The sequence below is a fragment of the Xanthobacter autotrophicus genome (assembly GCF_005871085.1).
GTDB lineage: Bacteria > Pseudomonadota > Alphaproteobacteria > Rhizobiales > Xanthobacteraceae > Xanthobacter > Xanthobacter autotrophicus.
The window spans coordinates 243213-258037 of record NZ_VAUP01000028.1 but is presented as its reverse complement, the minus strand read 5'-3'; the positions used below and the strand labels follow the sequence as shown (position 1 = coordinate 258037).

The following is a 14825-nucleotide window of genomic DNA, read 5'->3' as shown; positions in this document are numbered from 1 at the left end:
AGATCGGATCAGGCGTCGGCCCGCTCCGGCACCGGCAAGCCGAGCCACTCTTGGTAGAAGCCCTCGATATCCGGCGAGAAATCGTGGATCACCGGATACCAGGGGGTGGGCGCCTCCACATCATGAAGGGTGCCGCACTCGGGGCAGAAATACTCGCGGATCACCTGCCAGGACGGCGTCGGCGCCATGAGGCGGGGATAGATCTCCTCCATCTTCTGCGGCGTGTCGCGCACGTGGACGCGGGCGTGAAGCTTCCAATTGTCCTTCCAGTCGCAGAAGTCGTGGCCGCATTCGCAGCGCACGGTCCATTTCCTGGAGACCTTCTGCTGCACAATGAAGAGCTTGGGACCGAGCGGCAGGATGATCTTGTCATCCCACGGCATGCGCTCCTGCAGGATCTCCACATAGGTCACGAACCGCTCCGGGTCCTTGGGGGTGGAGAGCATCTGGTGCAGCGTATCGGGATCGATCTTGCCATCCACGAGATCGACGATCTTCGAGCGGGTATAGGCCATGGTGTTTCCTCCACTTGATGTTTGATTTCCAAGGAAAAAATGGGCGGCAGCGACGGCTGTCGCCGCCGCCCAGTGGAGGGATCATTCCTCCACGAACTGCACGGTGTGCACGTCGGGCAGTTCGGAGATGTCCATGGAATAGCGCGAGCCGTAGGTGGGCACGCCGATCTCTTCCTCCGGCAGCGTCCAGCTGTCGGGCAGGTTCCAGAAGGTGCGGAACTCCTTCTCGAAGCGCGGGCCGAGCTTGAAGGAGGCGGCAAACATCTGCCGCACCTGCGTGCCCGCATCCTTGGCGAGGATCTTCTCGCGCTCGCCCTTCATCCATTCGGCGACCGGAACAGACTTGGCGAGGCGATCCTTGCGGATCTGCGCGCGGGCGGCGGCGGTGGCGACCTCGTCCACCCCATACTGGCCATCCGCGCCCTTCCGCACCACGACGCCATAGACCTCGCCGGCGAAGCGCTCCAGCACGTAGCCGCCATTGATGTCGTCGGCCACCGCCTGCGGCTCGCGATCCAGCGGATCGCCGAAGCCGGGGCCGCCGCGCATATAGTTGAGGTAGAGGTCGTAGTCGGAGAACATCTCCTCGGTGGTGATGGCCTGCTTGTCGCGCTTGATCTGGGCGTCAGGCAGCATGGCGTCCCAGGTGGGGTTCTCCGGATCGGTATCGCCGCCCAGCGGGATCTCGGCGCCGGACGCGATCAGTTCCTTCAGGTTGGTCTTGTGGGCGGCGAAGCGATAGCCGGAGGCCGCCGGATAACCGCCCATCAGCCCCCAGTCGGAGGAAATGTGGCCGTTGCCCATGAAGAACATGGTCCAGTCCTTGGCGTTCCAGACCATGCGCAGGCTCTCGAAGCCGCAGCCGCCGCGATACTTGCCAGAGCCGCCCGAGGACGCCTTGATCTGCCGGCCGAGATAGACCAGCGGCTCGGCCAATTCCCAGATCTCCATGTCGCCCATGTCGCCTTCCGGGTTCCAGATGGCGGCGGCGTGGGAGAGGCCGTCCTGCACCGCGGTGGCCCCGGTGCCGTTGGCGGCGCACTCGAACGAGTTCACGGCGTGGATCTCGTCATACTGGTTGAAGCCGCCGCCCTGCAGCCAGTTGGAGGTGTTGGCGTTGCCGGCATTCACCTCCTCCAGATAGCCGCGCCCGAAATAGGAGCGCGACAGGCCGCGCCACAGCGCCGTCCAGGCCGACACCAGGAAGTGCCAGCTGTAGGAGAAGGCGACGCGGCGGTCGTCCGGGTTCATCCAGGTGCCCTTGGGCAGGCGGAACTCGGTGCCGTAGGCGGCGCCGTCGTTGATCATCTCGGAGGGGATGAGGGTCTGGGTCATCATCACCCAGATGCCCGAGGTGAAGCTCACCTGGTGGGCGTTGTAGGTGTGCCAGCCCCAGCGGCTCGATCCCTCGAAATCGAGGCGCCAGGTGCCGTCGCGGCGGATGGTCATCTCGCACGGGGCGTGCATGATGGTGTCGAGCTTGGCGAAGTCGGAGGGTACCCGCACGTCCTCATGGGCGTAGGGCACGTCGACAAAGCCCACCTGCCGGTAGGTGCCGGGGATGGTCATGGCCTTGATGCGGGCCTGGAGGCCCAGCCGGCCGTGCTCCACCGCCTCGTAGGCGAACTTCCAGTAGGCCTCGATGCCCTCTTCCGCCACCACCTCTTCCACCAGCTTGCGGATCATGTGGCACCCGGCGATGCGGGTGCGCTCGTCCAGCATCCAGTAGCGGGTGGTGCGCACCATGCGCTGGCTCTCGTGCAGCCAGTCACGGAACAGGGTGTCGTTGGCGCCCACCTTGCGGCAGGTGATGGAATAGCCGTCGCCGAAGCGCTGCACCTGCCCGGTGGCCATGGAGCCCGGCCCCACCGCGCCGGTGTCGATGACGTGGGTGACGCCGCCCACCCAGCCGATCAGCTCACCTTCCCAGAAGATGGGAACGATGGTGTGGATGTCGCACGGATGGACGTTTCCGATCAGGCTGTCGTTGTTGCAGAAGATATCCTTGTCATGGACGCCCGGATTGGCCTCCCAATTGTTCTCGATCATGTATTTGATGGCGGCACCCATGGTTCCCACATGGATGATGATGCCGGTGGAGGTGAGCAGGCTGTCGCCCGCCGCGTTATAGAGGGTGAAGCACAGTTCGCCCTCCTGCTCCACGATGGGAGAGGCGGCGATCTTCTTGGCAGTCTCGCGGGCATCCACCACGCCGGCCCGCAGGCGCGAGAACAGCTTGTTGTAGAGGATGGGCTCGCGTTCGCGCAGCTCCAGCGTCTTCAGGCCGGCATAGCGGCCGGTGGCCTTGGTGGCGGCCATGAGGCGGTCGCGATGCTCCTTCAGCGTCTCGCCGCCGCGCACGATGCCGCGCGTCGCACCTTCAAGGGTGCTCTGGTCAACAGTCACGTTCATGGGGTCGTTTCCTTTGAGTTCGTTGACTCGGATTGCGTGTTCCGCCCGCCGTCATGCCCGGGCCTGTCCCGGGCATCCACGCCGAGCCGCTCGCGCAATGCTTGGCGCATCGCACCCGGGGGCGAGGCGTGGATGGCCGGGACAAGCCCGGCCATGACGGGCGGAGGGGTCGGGAACGTCGCCCTCACACCTCGCGCAGGTGGAACAGGCGGTGGCCGTCGAGCCAGGTCTCGAAGCCGTCGGGCACCACGAAGGTGGTGGCGTCGGATTCGATCACGGCAGGACCCATCACCCGGTTGCCGGGGCGCAGCGATTCCATGTGGTAGAGCTGCGCATCCACCCACCGCTTCTTGCGATAGAACTTGCGGGTGCCGATCTTGGCGCTCTCGGGCGGGGTCTCGCCCTCCTCCGGCTCCTTGGGGATCTTGGGCTTGGGGATCGGCACCATGCCGCGCATGATGGCGCCGGTGACCGAATAGCCCAGCTCCGGCGAGCGCGCGGATGCGGCATAGACCCGGCCATAGGTGGCGTTGAAGGCGTCCGTCAGTTGGTCCCAGTCGGCGGCGGTGTGGGCCTGCGCCAGCGGGCTCTCGATCTCCAGGTCGTTCAGCTGCCCACGATACTGCATGCGGTAGCCGGGCTGGAGCGTCACCTGATCGGCCGAATAGCCGTTCAGCTTGAATTCTTCGAGCACGTTCTTGGTGAGCTCCTCCCACGCCGCCTGGAGAGTGGCGGCGGCCTTCTCCTTGTCGGCATTAGGGGTTTCCGTCGGCATGTTGATGTCGAGGGACTTGTCGTAGCGATACTCGAAATCCGCCGCCGCGCAGCCGAAGGCGGAGAAGCCCGCCGCCCAGGCCGGCACGATCACGTCCTCGAAGCCCAGACCCTCGGTGTAGCCGTAGGTATGGACCGGGCCGGCGCCGCCATAGGAGAAGCACACGAAGCTTGCCGGCGAATAGCCCTTGCCGGAGATCATGGAGCGCAGGTAGTCGCGCAGGTCGCTGTCCAGCAGTTCGATGACGCCGGCGGCGGCATCCTCCACCGACAGGCCGAGCGGATCGGCGATCTGCGCCTTGATGGCATCCACCGAGCGCTGCCGGTCGAGCTTCACCGCGCCGCCGAGGAAGTTGTCGGGGTTCAGATAGCCGAGCACCATGTGGCAGTCGGAGATGGTGACGGTCTCGATGCCGCTCTCCTTCCAGCACACGCCCACCCGGTAACCGGCCGAATCCGGCCCCAGCTTGATGGCGCGGGTATAGGGATCGAGCCGGATGAATGAGCCGGCGCCGGCGCCCACCGAATCCATCGCCACCAGCGGCAGCGACAGGACGAGGCGCGCCATGTCCGGATCGTTCTTGATGGTCATCTCGCCTTGCGTGATCAGCGCCACGTCGAACGAGGTGCCGCCGATGTCCGAGCAGGCGATGTTCTTGTAGCCCAGCACCTCGCCGAGATACTTCGCGCCGATCACCCCGCCGATGGGGCCTGACACGATGGTGCGCGCCAGCTCCTTGGCCTTCCAGGAGATGGTGCCGCCATGGGTCGCCATCACGCGGAAGTCGAACTTGGTGCCGCGCTCCTTGAAGGCGTTGGAGATCTTCGACAGGGTCTGCCGCGAGGGTTCGGCGGCGTAGCCTTCGAGGATGGTGGTATTGGTGCGGTGAGTCTCCTTGCGCACCGGATAGTAATCGGCGGAGGCGAACACCGGGATCTTCTTGCCGCTCTTCTCCACTTCCTCCAGCACGATATCGCGGACGCGGCGCTCGTTGACCGGGTTCTTGTAGGAATGCAGCAGCGAGATGACGATGCCTTCCGCATCGGCGGCGATCAGGTCGCGGGCGGCTTCCCGCGCCGTGTCCTCGCGCAGGGGGATCACCTGCGTGCCCATCATGTCGGTGCGCTCCACCACACCACGGGTCAGGTGGCGCGGAACGAGCGGGGGATCGTAGCGGTGGGTATTGAGGTGGATGCGGTCCTCATAGGCGTAGCCGAGGTGGCTCTGCACCGCGCGGCCCATGCGGTGGAAATCCTCCATGCCGCGATTGACGATGAGGCCGCATTTCAGCCCCTTGCGCTGGACCACGCGATTGAGCATCGCGGTGCCGGAATAGACGCCGGTCTGAAGCTGGGCCAGCGCCTCGTGGAGCGACATGCCCCAGTTGGCAAGCCCATCTTCAGAAGAGGCGATGAGGCCGAGGGCCTCGTTCTGCGGCGTGGACTGGGCCTTGCCGACGACGAAATCGCCGTCCTGGTCCACGAAGAAAGTGTCCGTCATGGTGCCGCCGGCATCGATGCCGAGCACCTGGACGTTGCGCAGGTGTCCCACAGGAACGTTCACGCCGTTGTCCTCCCATTAATGCCGGCCTCACTTTTCGGTGCCAGCTCGCCATGGGAGTGGCAGGATGCGTGCCAGAGAGGCTCAACTGTAGAAAATCACGGATTTATCTGAATATTGTGCAACGCATCATGTAATATGGAAGAATTAGACTGTCCGGTTTCCGGACACTTGTTGTCCGGGCCCCGCGCGACAGCCGCGAACGACTGGCAGGGCGACCCGCGCGGGCCTTGCTCCTGGCGCGAACTTGCGCTTATCTTGCCGGCCAAGCCGCCGCCGACGGTGAAAACCGGCGGATAGAATGCGGCATTCAGGGAGTGAACCCGCCATCGGGCGCGGCGCCGGCTCATCAGCCGGGCGGACGCGCACGCTGGCCAACGGCTTAGGCGGCGCCTTTCGGGAACGCCGCGCCGCCCGGCCCGGAGGGCAGAGCTGGTGCCATATCGCGAGATTGCCCGTGCCTGGGAGGCGTTTCACCAGGACGGCATCGCCTCATCCGTCGTCCGTCCCGCGGTGCTGGCCTCCTGGCAGCGCTCGCGACAGCACGCCATCACGGCGAACAGGTCCGAAGCCCCCCTCGTGAGCGAGGCGGAGCTGCATCGCCGCCGCCAGCAGAATACCCGCCTCATCGCCGCCGCCCGCCCGGCCATGGACGAGGCGCGGCACCTGCTCTCCGACGCGCGCTCCATGCTGATCCTCACCGACACCGAGGGCACCATCCTCGAAACCGAGGGCGACGCGCGGGCGGTGGATACGGGGCAGGAGGTGAAGCTCCAGCGCGGCGGCCTGTGGTGCGAAGCGCAGATCGGCACCAATGCCATCGGCACCGCGCTCGCCTGCGGCCGGCCGGTGCAGATCCACGCCGCCGAGCATTTCTGCGCCAGCGTGCAGCGCTGGACCTGCGCCGCCGCCCCCGTGCGCCATCCCGGCCATGGCGCGGTGATTGGCGCGGTGGATGTCTCCGGCTCCACCGATACCTTCAACCCGCAGAACCTCGCCCATGCGGTGGCCCTCGCCCAGCAGATCGAGGCGGTGCTGGGCCGGCGCATGGAGATGGAGCACGAGCAAGTGCTACGGCACTTTCTCTCCAAGCGCTCGCTTTGGCTGTCGGAGGAAATCCTCGCCTTCGGTCGCTCCGGCGCCCTCATCTATTCCACCGATCGTGCGCTGAAGGAGGTGGCTCGCCGCAACGGGCGCTTCATTGCCGATGGCCGCCTCGCCGCGCTCAACGACGTGGCACCGGCGGCCTGGGCCGAGCGTGTCGCCGCGCTGCTGCCGGGCGCGAGCGTGGAGATCGTGCGCGAGGACGGCGAGGAGATCGGCGGCGTGGTGGTGCTCCACGCCCCGCGCAAGCCCCGGCCGGTGATGCGCGAGGTGGCGCGGGAGCCTGAAGTGCTGCCGTTCGAGGCCATCATCGGCGACAGCCCGGCCATGCGCGAGGTGCGGGAGAAGGCCCGACGCATGGCCGAGAGCGGCCTTCCCATCCTGCTCGAAGGCGAGACCGGGGTGGGCAAGGAGGTGTTCGCCCGCGCCATCCATGGCGGGCGGGCGCCCTGCGGCCCGTTCGTGCCGCTCAATTGCGGCGGTCTGCCGCGCGATCTCATCGCCAGCGAACTGTTCGGCTACGAGAAGGGCGCCTTCACCGGGGCCGACGCCGCCGGCAAGCAGGGCAAGGTGGAGGCGGCCGACGGCGGCCTGCTCTGCCTCGACGAGATCGGCGAGATGCCGCTGGAGCTTCAATCCTATTTGCTGCGCGTGCTGGAAGACGGCGTGGTCTACCGCGTCGGTGGACATAACGGGCGGCGGGTCAATCTGCGCCTCGTGTCCATGACCAATCGCGACCTTTCCGGCGAGGTGGCGGCCGGGCGCTTCCGCAAGGACCTGTTCTATCGCATCGCCGCGCTGCGCCTGCGCATTCCGCCGCTGCGCGAGCGCGGTGAGGACGTGGCCTTGCTGCTGGACCATTTCGGCCGCAGCGCCGCCGCCCGCGCCGGGCTTGCACCGCCCCGCTTCTCGCCGGCCGCCCACGCGGCGCTCATGGCCTATGGGTGGCCCGGCAATGTGCGCGAGCTGCGCAATGTGGTGGACATGCTGGTGGCCATGGGCGGCACGGGTGGCGAAGAGGGCGCTCTGATCGATATCGCCGACCTGCCCCAGGAGATCCGCGAGGAAACGACAGAGACCGCGCGGGCCACCGACCTCAAGGCGGTGGAGGAAGCCGCCATCCGCGCCGCCGTGGAGGCCTGCGGCGGCAACCTCTCCCGCGCCGCCCGCCGCCTCGGCATCGCCCGCTCCACCCTCTACATGCGCCTGTCGGCGCTGGAGCGCTGAGCCTGACCACCTCACGGGCGCACGGTCTCGGCAGGTACCGGAGGGCGTGCTAGCCTGCGCGCCGACGCAGCTCATCCCGGCAGGATATTATGTCCCAGGCTCTGTTCGACATCCCTCTGAAACGCATCGACGGCACCCCGGCGACGCTCGGTGACTTCGGAGGCAAGGTTCTCCTCGTGGTCAATGTCGCCTCCAAGTGCGGGCTCACCCCGCAATATGCGGCGCTTGAAAAGCTGTATGAGGCGCGCCACGGCGACGGGCTCGAAATCCTCGGCTTCCCGGCCAATGATTTTGGCGCCCAGGAGCCCGGCACCGAGAGCGAGATCGCCAGCTTCTGCAGCCTGACCTATGGCGTCACCTTCCCCCTATTCGAGAAGATCTCGGTGGTCGGCGCCACCCGCCATCCGCTCTATGACGCGCTGGTGGCGGCCCGGCCGGAGACCTCCGACGAGGAAGGCCGGCGCCCCTCCGGCCGGAGCGCGTCTCCTTCCGATGTCTCGTGGAACTTCGAGAAATTCGTGGTGGGGCGCGATGGGCGCGTCATCGCCCGGTTCTCGCCGCGGGTGACGCCCGACGACCCCCGGCTCGTCCAGGCGCTCGACGCAGCGCTGGACGAGCAGGCCTGAGATCGTGACCCGGCGCCCCCTGCGGGCGTCGGGCGCCCCTTCAGCCCGCCACCAGTTCCGCCGCCACCAGATCCTCCAACGCCGCGCCCACGGACTTGAAGAGCGTCACGCTCCCGCTTTCCGTGCGCCCCTCCTTCAGTCCGGCGCACAATTCGTGCAGGTCCGCCCGCACGAGGTCCTTCGACCAGCGGCCCGAGGCCACCGGCTGGAGCAGGTCGCCGGCTTCCGCCAGCGCGCCACCATAGGTGTCCACATAGACGGCGCTTTTTGCCACCAGGTCGTCGTCGCTCTCGCGCATGGCCGGGGTGAAGGCGCCCACCAGGTCCACATGGGTGCCGGGCCTCACATCCCGCCCCAGCACCAGCGGATCCACCGAGGTGGTGGCGCAGGTGACGATGTCCGCCGCCCACACTGCCGCCGACAGGTCCTCCGCCGGCTCGGCCGGAAGCCCCAGCGCCGTGAGCCGCGCCGCCATGTCCTGCGCCCGCGCCAGTGACCGCCCCCACACCAGCACCCGGCCGATGGGCCGCACGAAGCAATGGCCCTGCGCCAGATGGAAGGCGAGATGGCCGGTGCCCACCACGGTCAGCGTCTCGCTGTTCATGCGCGACAGGAAGCTGGAAGCAAGCGCGGAAGTGGCCGCGGTGCGCCGGTTGGTGAGGGCCTCGGCGTCGAGGATCGCCCTCGGCACGCCGGTTGAGCCATCGAACAGCACATAGAGGCCATGCACCGAGCCCATGTTCCGCGCCGCATTGGCGGGGAAGATGTTGACGATCTTCACCCCCAGCGCCGCGCCGCGTCGCCAGGCCGGCATGGCGAGGAGATGGGCCGGTGTGCCTGCCTGTCCCACCTCGTAGGACTGGCGCACGGGTGCCTCCACCTGCGCCTCCGCGAAGGCGGCGCCAAGGGCGGGAACGAGCCGCTCATAGCCCAGCGCGGCCTCCACCTCTTCGGCCTCGTATACCCGAACCATGGCTTCCTCCGGCCTCGCCCTTTGCCCGACCGTAGAGCACGCGGCGCCTTTGCCCGCAACGGCGCGGGAACCAAACAGGGCTCCGGCCACTTGGATCTGCAACAGGAGATCCACCATGCAATACGATTCATTGACGCTGCAAAGCGTGAGACGATTCCTTCCCCGCTTCTTGCCCCATGAAGGTGAAGTCTTTCATGCGCCCCCGCATGACGGCCCATTGCTCGAATGGAGCAGCACCGAAGACGGTGCCGAGCTGCTGGAGTGCAACGGAAAACCTCTCGTCCGCATCGGGTACCGTGACCGGCGCTGGTTCTTCAGCCTGATGGACTCGAACGCGGCGCCCATCCGCTCTGGCTCGCGGGCCGAGGCCCGGCTCCTTGCCGAATGCTATGCGCGTCGGGTTGTCCGCGTGTGATGGATGTCGGTGCGGGACGCGCCTGGCAGGAAGGCCTTTGGTAAAAAATCCTTGCCTGCCGCGCCGCGCGGGTATGCCATCGGCGGGCAGCGCCGGCACCGGGGCGTCAACAAGGATGACAACAACGAGGGTGACAATGGCGCCGCGTGCGAGCTGGAAAGGCTTCCTGACCGTTGGCGCCGTGAGCTGCGGCGTCGCGCTCTATGCGGCGGCGTCGACCTCAGAGCGCATCTCGCTGCACATGGTCAGCCGCAAGAGTGGCCACCGCCTGCGCCGCCAGTTCGTGGACGAGGCGACCGGGCGCCCGGTGGCGCCCGAAGACCAGGTGAAGGGCTATGAGGTAGCCAAGGGCGAATACGTCACCCTGGAAGCAGACGAAGTGGCCGCCGTGGTTCCCGAGAGCGACAAGACCCTCGCCATCACTGCCTTCGTATCCTGCGCCGATATCGACACCGTCTATCTCGACCGCCCCTATTTCCTCGCGCCGGTGGACAAGGCGAGCGCCGAGGCCTTCGCCCTCATCACAGCCGGAATGGCCGCCGCCAAGGTCGCGGCCCTCGGCGAAGCGGTGCTGTTCCGCCGCGTGCGCAAGCTCCTGATCCGGCCGAACGCGGAAGGGGGCGCGCTCATCGCCGACACCCTGAGCTTCGATTACGAGGTGCGCCCCGCGCAGGAGGCCTTCGCCGACGTTCCCGACGTGACCGTGACGGGCGAAATGCTGGACCTCGCCACCCACATTCTTAAGTCCAAGGCCGGCGTCTTCGATCCGGCCGCCTTCGACGACCGTTACGAGAGCGCCCTCGAAGAGCTGGTCCGGGCGAAGATGGAGGGCAAGCCCCTGCCCCGCCCCGTGCCGCGTCGGGAAGAGAAGGTGGTTGACCTGCTAGAAGCCCTGCGCGCCAGCGCGGGCGCGCAGGCCAAGAACAGCAAGGCGAAGCCCACCGGTCGCAAGGCTGCTGCGAAAAAGCCGGCCAAGACAGCAACAGGGCCCACGACAAGGGCCCCGGCAAAGCCGGCCACCCCGCGCAAGGCGGGCTGAAGGGGGGAGCCATGGCCGATCTCGACCTTTATCGCGCCAAGCGGAACTTCAAGACCACGCCCGAGCCAGAAGGACGCAAGGACGGCGCGGCACAGGGGCCGGAAGGCGTGTTCGTGATCCAGAAGCACGCGGCGCGGCGGCTGCATTACGATTTCCGGCTGGAAATGGACGGTGTCCTGAAAAGCTGGGCCGTTACACGGGGCCCAAGCCTCGTCGCCGGTGAAAAGCGGCTCGCGGTCCATGTGGAGGACCATCCCCTCGACTATGGATCCTTTGAGGGCACCATCCCGAAAGGTCAGTATGGCGGCGGCAACGTCATCATCTGGGATCACGGCACCTGGACGCCCGTGGGTGATCCCCACACCTCCTATGCCAAGGGCCATCTGGAATTCACCCTCGACGGGGAAAAACTGACCGGCCGCTGGCATCTGGTACGCATGGCATCCCGCACGGGCGAGATGAAAGACAACTGGCTGCTCATCAAGGCGGACGATGCCGCCGCCCGGCCCGAAGGCGCGCCGGACATCCTCGTAGAACAACCCAATTCCGTCGTTTCAGGTCGCGCCGTGGGCGACCTCTCCCCGGATGACCCACCCCGGCGCAAGGCGGCCGCGGCGCGCGGCGGCGCCACGCGGAAGACCGCGCCCGCCCCAGGCCCCGCCCCCTCCCCTGCCCCCTCCCCTTCCCTCGACCTTGCCTTGCCCAGGGGCGCGAAGGTGGCGCCGCTGCCGGATTTCGTCCCCCCCTCCCTCGCGACCCTCGCACGGCGTGCGCCGGCGGGGCGGCGCTATATCCACGAGATCAAGTTCGACGGCTACCGCATCGAGGCGCGCATCGAGGGCGGCAAGGTGCGCCTGCTCACCCGCACCGGCCTGAACTGGACCGACCGCTTCGGCCCGGACCTCGTCGCGGCGCTGTCCCGGCTTCCCGTGTCCGACGCGCTCATCGACGGCGAGATCGTGGTGGAGGGGGGCAATGGCGCGTCGGATTTCTCCGCCCTCCAGGCCGATCTCAGCGAAGGCCGGGCCGACCGCTTCACCTATTTCGCCTTTGATCTTCTCCATTTGAACGGCAACGATCTGCGCGGCGTCCCCCTCCTCGCCCGCAAGGAACTGCTGGAGCAGTTCATTCCCAAGGGCAACGCACGCCTGCGCTTCAGCGCCCATTTCGAGGACGAGGGCGGGCTGGTTCTGGAGCATGCCTGCCGCCTCAGCCTGGAAGGCGTCGTCTCCAAGCTCAGGGACGCGCCCTACCGCTCCGGCCGCTCGCGCGACTGGATCAAGTCCAAGTGCTCGGAGCGACAGGAATTCGTCATCGGCGGCTTCGTGCCCTCCACCACCGCGCGCAAAGCCATCGGCTCGTTGGTGCTGGGCGTGTTTGAGAAGGGCGGGCTGGTTCATGTGGGGCGCGTCGGCACCGGCTTCACCCACAAGACGGCGGCTGAGCTTCACGCGCTGCTCGCGCCCGACACGGTGGACAAGAGCCCCTTCTCCGGCCGGCTGGAAGCGGAGGCGGCGCACGGCGTCGTCTTCGTCAAGCCGCTCCATGTGGCGGAGGTGGAATTCCGCGCCTGGACTGGCGATGGCCATCTGCGGCACGCAGCCTTTCGCGGCCTGCGCGACGACAAGCCGGCCACCGACGTGGGGCGCGAAGTCGTCGCCACGACCGCCGATCCGGAGCCGCCCCCCGCGCGGCGTGTCCGCCTGACCCATCCCGACCGCGTCTACTGGCCGGATGTAGGCCTGACCAAGGAGGGGCTGGCGGACTATTACGCCGAGGTCTGGCAGCACATGGCCCCCTTCGTGGCCGGCCGCCCGCTGGCGCTGCTGCGCTGTCCCGAAGGCGTCGAGGGGCCGCACTTCTTCCAGAAGCACCCGTGGAAGGGGCTCGACAGGAACATCCTCCAGGTCCCGGACCCGAAGGAAAAGGGCGGGGCCCCCTATCTCGCCATCCGCGACCTCGACGGGCTCACCGCCCTGGTGCAGGGCGCGGCCCTGGAAATCCATCCCTTTGGTTCGACGGTGGCCGACTGGGAGCGGCCCGACACGCTGATCATGGATCTCGACCCCGGCGAGGGCGTCGCCTGGCCCGATGTGATCGCGGGGGCGCAGGAGGTGCGCTCGCGGCTCGAAGCCAAGGGCCTTGCTGCATTTGTGAAGACGTCCGGCGGCAAAGGGCTTCACATCTGCACCCCGCTCAGGCCGAAGGCGGACTGGGCGACGCTGAAGGCCTTCACCAAGAAAATGGCGCAGGCCATGGCCGCAGACAGTCCGGCGCTTTATGTGGCGACCATCGCCAAGGCGAAGCGCAAGGGGCGCATCCTCGTCGATTACTTGCGCAACCAGCGCGGCGCCACCGCCGTGGCGCCCTATTCCACGCGGGCGCGGCCGGGGGCGGCCGTCTCCATGCCCCTGTCATGGGACGAGCTGACGCCGCAGATCGGCCCGCAGCATTTCACCACGCTGAATGCGCCAGCCCGGCTCGCGCATCTGGCGCGCGACCCGTGGGGCGACTTCCGCAAGGCCGCCGTGCCGCTGCCCAAGGTGTGAGCCGCGCGTCGAGAAATCACCCGACGTCGAACGTTACGCCCTGGGCCAGCGGCAGGGTCGAGCCATAATTGATGGTGTTGGTGGCGCGCCGCATATAGGCCTTCCAGCTGTCGGACCCGGCCTCGCGCCCGCCGCCGGTCTCCTTCTCTCCGCCGAAGGCACCGCCGATCTCCGCGCCCGAGGGGCCGATATTCACGTTGGCGATGCCGCAATCCGAGCCGGTGGCGGACAGGAAGCGCTCCGCCTCGCGCAGGTCCGTGGTGAAGATGGAAGAGGCGAGGCCCTGCGGCACGGCATTCTGGAGCCCGATGGCCTCGTCGAGGCTTGAATAGCGTATCACATAGAGGATGGGCGCGAAGGTCTCGGCGGCCACGCAATCGGCCTGGAACGGCATCTCCACCAAGGCGGGGCGCACATAATAGGCGTCAAGCGCATCTTCCGCGCCGAGCCGCTCGCCGCCGGTGACGACACCACCGGCCGCGCGGGCACTGTCCAGCGCCGCCTGCATGGCGGTGTAGGCGCCCTCATCAATGAGCGGCCCCACCAGCGTGCCGGCTTCCCGCGGATCGCCTACCTGCACCGAGCCGTAGGCCTGTTGCAGCCGTGGCACCAGCGCGTCATGGATGCTGTCATGCACGAACAGGCGGCGCAGGCTGGTGCAGCGCTGCCCGGCGGTGCCCATGGCGGCGAAGGCCACCGCCCGTAGGGTCAGGTCGAGATCTGCGGAGGGGCAGACGATGGCGGCATTGTTGCCGCCCAGTTCCAGGATGGCCCGCCCGAAGCGCCGCGCGATGCGGGGCGCCACCGCCCGCCCCATGGCGGTGGAACCGGTGGCCGAGACCACGCTCACGCGCGGGTCGTCCACCAGCGCCTCCCCCGCCTCGCGCCCGCCGAGCAGGAGGGTGGAGAGCCCTTCCGGCACGCCGCCGAAGCGGGCGGCGGCGCGGGCGAAGATGGCGTCCACCGCGAGCGCGGTCAGGGGGGTCTTCTCCGATGGCTTCCACACCACCGCATTGCCACACACCAGGGCCAGAGCCGCGTTCCACGACCACACCGCCACCGGGAAGTTGAAGGCGGAGATGACGCCCACCACCCCCATGGGGTGCCAGGTCTCCATCATGCGGTGGTCGGGCCGCTCGGTGGCGATGGTGAGGCCGTGGAGCTGGCGCGACAGGCCCGTCGCGAAATCGCAGATGTCGATCATCTCCTGCACCTCGCCGGCGCCCTCGGAGGTGATCTTGCCCGCCTCCAGCGTCACCAGCGCGGCAAGGTCGGCCTTGGCGGCGCGCAATTCCTCGCCGAGCAGACGCACCAGCTCGCCCCGGCGCGGCGCCGGCACGCTGCGCCACTGAAGGAAGGCGGCGTGTGCCCGGCCGATGGCGGCCTCCAATGGGTCGGCGCCCGGGGCCTCGGCAAGGTCGGGCGCGGCTCCGGAGCGTGCGCCCCAATGGGCCACCAGCTCGCCAGTGAGGGGGGAATACGCGGCATTGGGGCCCGCGAGGCGATCCTGACAGACACCCAGCCGCTCCAGGACCGCCTTGACCTGCGCCGCGATCTCGCCGGTGCGGGGGAAGCTCGCCATCGCCGTCTCCTCTTTGTGATTCATTCCCTTGTAGCCGCCACGGCGGCG

General features: G+C 67.8%; 10 protein-coding genes. 5 read left to right on the top strand and 5 right to left on the bottom strand.

Annotation, left to right across the window (positions count from 1 at the left end; translation table 11 throughout):
* Window positions 1-8 precede the first annotated feature (8 nt).
* From FBQ73_RS13050 to FBQ73_RS13040, 3 genes are all read right to left on the bottom strand, one after another.
* Complete coding sequence (locus FBQ73_RS13050; protein ID WP_138399922.1) at window positions 9-515, bottom strand: acetone carboxylase subunit gamma; 507 nt, start codon at window positions 513-515, stop codon at window positions 9-11.
* An 81-nt stretch (window positions 516-596) separates the two neighbouring features.
* A complete protein-coding gene (locus FBQ73_RS13045; protein WP_138399921.1) occupies window positions 597-2927 on the bottom strand; it encodes a hydantoinase B/oxoprolinase family protein in 2331 nt (776 codons plus the stop codon).
* A 184-nt stretch (window positions 2928-3111) separates the two neighbouring features.
* On the bottom strand, window positions 3112-5265 hold the full coding sequence (locus FBQ73_RS13040; protein ID WP_138399920.1) for a hydantoinase/oxoprolinase family protein: 2154 nt from the start codon (window positions 5263-5265) through the stop codon (window positions 3112-3114).
* Window positions 5266-5697: 432 nt separating this feature from the next.
* Between FBQ73_RS13040 and FBQ73_RS13035 the strand changes: the two genes are divergently transcribed.
* Entirely contained in the window at window positions 5698-7593 is a 1896-nt protein-coding gene (locus tag FBQ73_RS13035; RefSeq protein ID WP_138399919.1) for a sigma-54-dependent Fis family transcriptional regulator, read from the top strand.
* Between the two features lie 89 nt (window positions 7594-7682).
* Window positions 7683-8219 carry a glutathione peroxidase gene (locus FBQ73_RS13030; protein ID WP_138399918.1) on the top strand — a complete coding sequence of 179 codons (537 nt, stop codon included), beginning with the start codon at window positions 7683-7685 and terminating at the stop codon, window positions 8217-8219.
* Between the two features lie 40 nt (window positions 8220-8259).
* Here FBQ73_RS13030 and FBQ73_RS13025 read toward each other — a convergent pair whose 3' ends face one another.
* Window positions 8260-9192 carry an ornithine cyclodeaminase family protein gene (locus FBQ73_RS13025; RefSeq protein WP_138399917.1) on the bottom strand — a complete coding sequence of 311 codons (933 nt, stop codon included), beginning with the start codon at window positions 9190-9192 and terminating at the stop codon, window positions 8260-8262.
* Between the two features lie 115 nt (window positions 9193-9307).
* Here FBQ73_RS13025 and FBQ73_RS13020 point away from each other — a divergent pair, with 115 nt between their 5' ends.
* The 3 genes from FBQ73_RS13020 (at window position 9308) to ligD (ending at window position 13195) form a co-directional block, all read left to right on the top strand.
* Entirely contained in the window at window positions 9308-9607 is a 300-nt protein-coding gene (locus tag FBQ73_RS13020; RefSeq protein ID WP_138399916.1) for a hypothetical protein, read from the top strand.
* Between the two features lie 136 nt (window positions 9608-9743).
* A complete protein-coding gene (ku, locus tag FBQ73_RS13015) occupies window positions 9744-10646 on the top strand; it encodes a non-homologous end joining protein Ku (RefSeq protein WP_138399915.1) in 903 nt (300 codons plus the stop codon).
* 11 nt (window positions 10647-10657) lie between these two features.
* Window positions 10658-13195: a DNA ligase D gene (ligD, locus tag FBQ73_RS13010; protein ID WP_138399914.1), complete on the top strand. Its 2538-nt coding sequence runs from the start codon at window positions 10658-10660 to the stop codon at window positions 13193-13195.
* Between the two features lie 16 nt (window positions 13196-13211).
* Here ligD and amaB read toward each other — a convergent pair whose 3' ends face one another.
* Window positions 13212-14777: an L-piperidine-6-carboxylate dehydrogenase gene (amaB, locus tag FBQ73_RS13005; protein ID WP_138399913.1), complete on the bottom strand. Its 1566-nt coding sequence runs from the start codon at window positions 14775-14777 to the stop codon at window positions 13212-13214.
* Window positions 14778-14825 lie beyond the last annotated feature (48 nt).

Coding starts and splice junctions, on each gene's coding strand:
- FBQ73_RS13020 (WP_138399916.1), top strand. CDS start 9,308: ATGCAATACGATTCATTGACGCTGCAAAGCGTGAGACGATTCCTTCCC.
- FBQ73_RS13050 (WP_138399922.1), bottom strand. CDS start 515: ATGGCCTATACCCGCTCGAAGATCGTCGATCTCGTGGATGGCAAGATC.
- FBQ73_RS13025 (WP_138399917.1), bottom strand. CDS start 9,192: ATGGTTCGGGTATACGAGGCCGAAGAGGTGGAGGCCGCGCTGGGCTAT.
- ku (WP_138399915.1), top strand. CDS start 9,744: ATGGCGCCGCGTGCGAGCTGGAAAGGCTTCCTGACCGTTGGCGCCGTG.
- FBQ73_RS13030 (WP_138399918.1), top strand. CDS start 7,683: ATGTCCCAGGCTCTGTTCGACATCCCTCTGAAACGCATCGACGGCACC.
- FBQ73_RS13045 (WP_138399921.1), bottom strand. CDS start 2,927: ATGAACGTGACTGTTGACCAGAGCACCCTTGAAGGTGCGACGCGCGGC.
- amaB (WP_138399913.1), bottom strand. CDS start 14,777: ATGGCGAGCTTCCCCCGCACCGGCGAGATCGCGGCGCAGGTCAAGGCG.
- ligD (WP_138399914.1), top strand. CDS start 10,658: ATGGCCGATCTCGACCTTTATCGCGCCAAGCGGAACTTCAAGACCACG.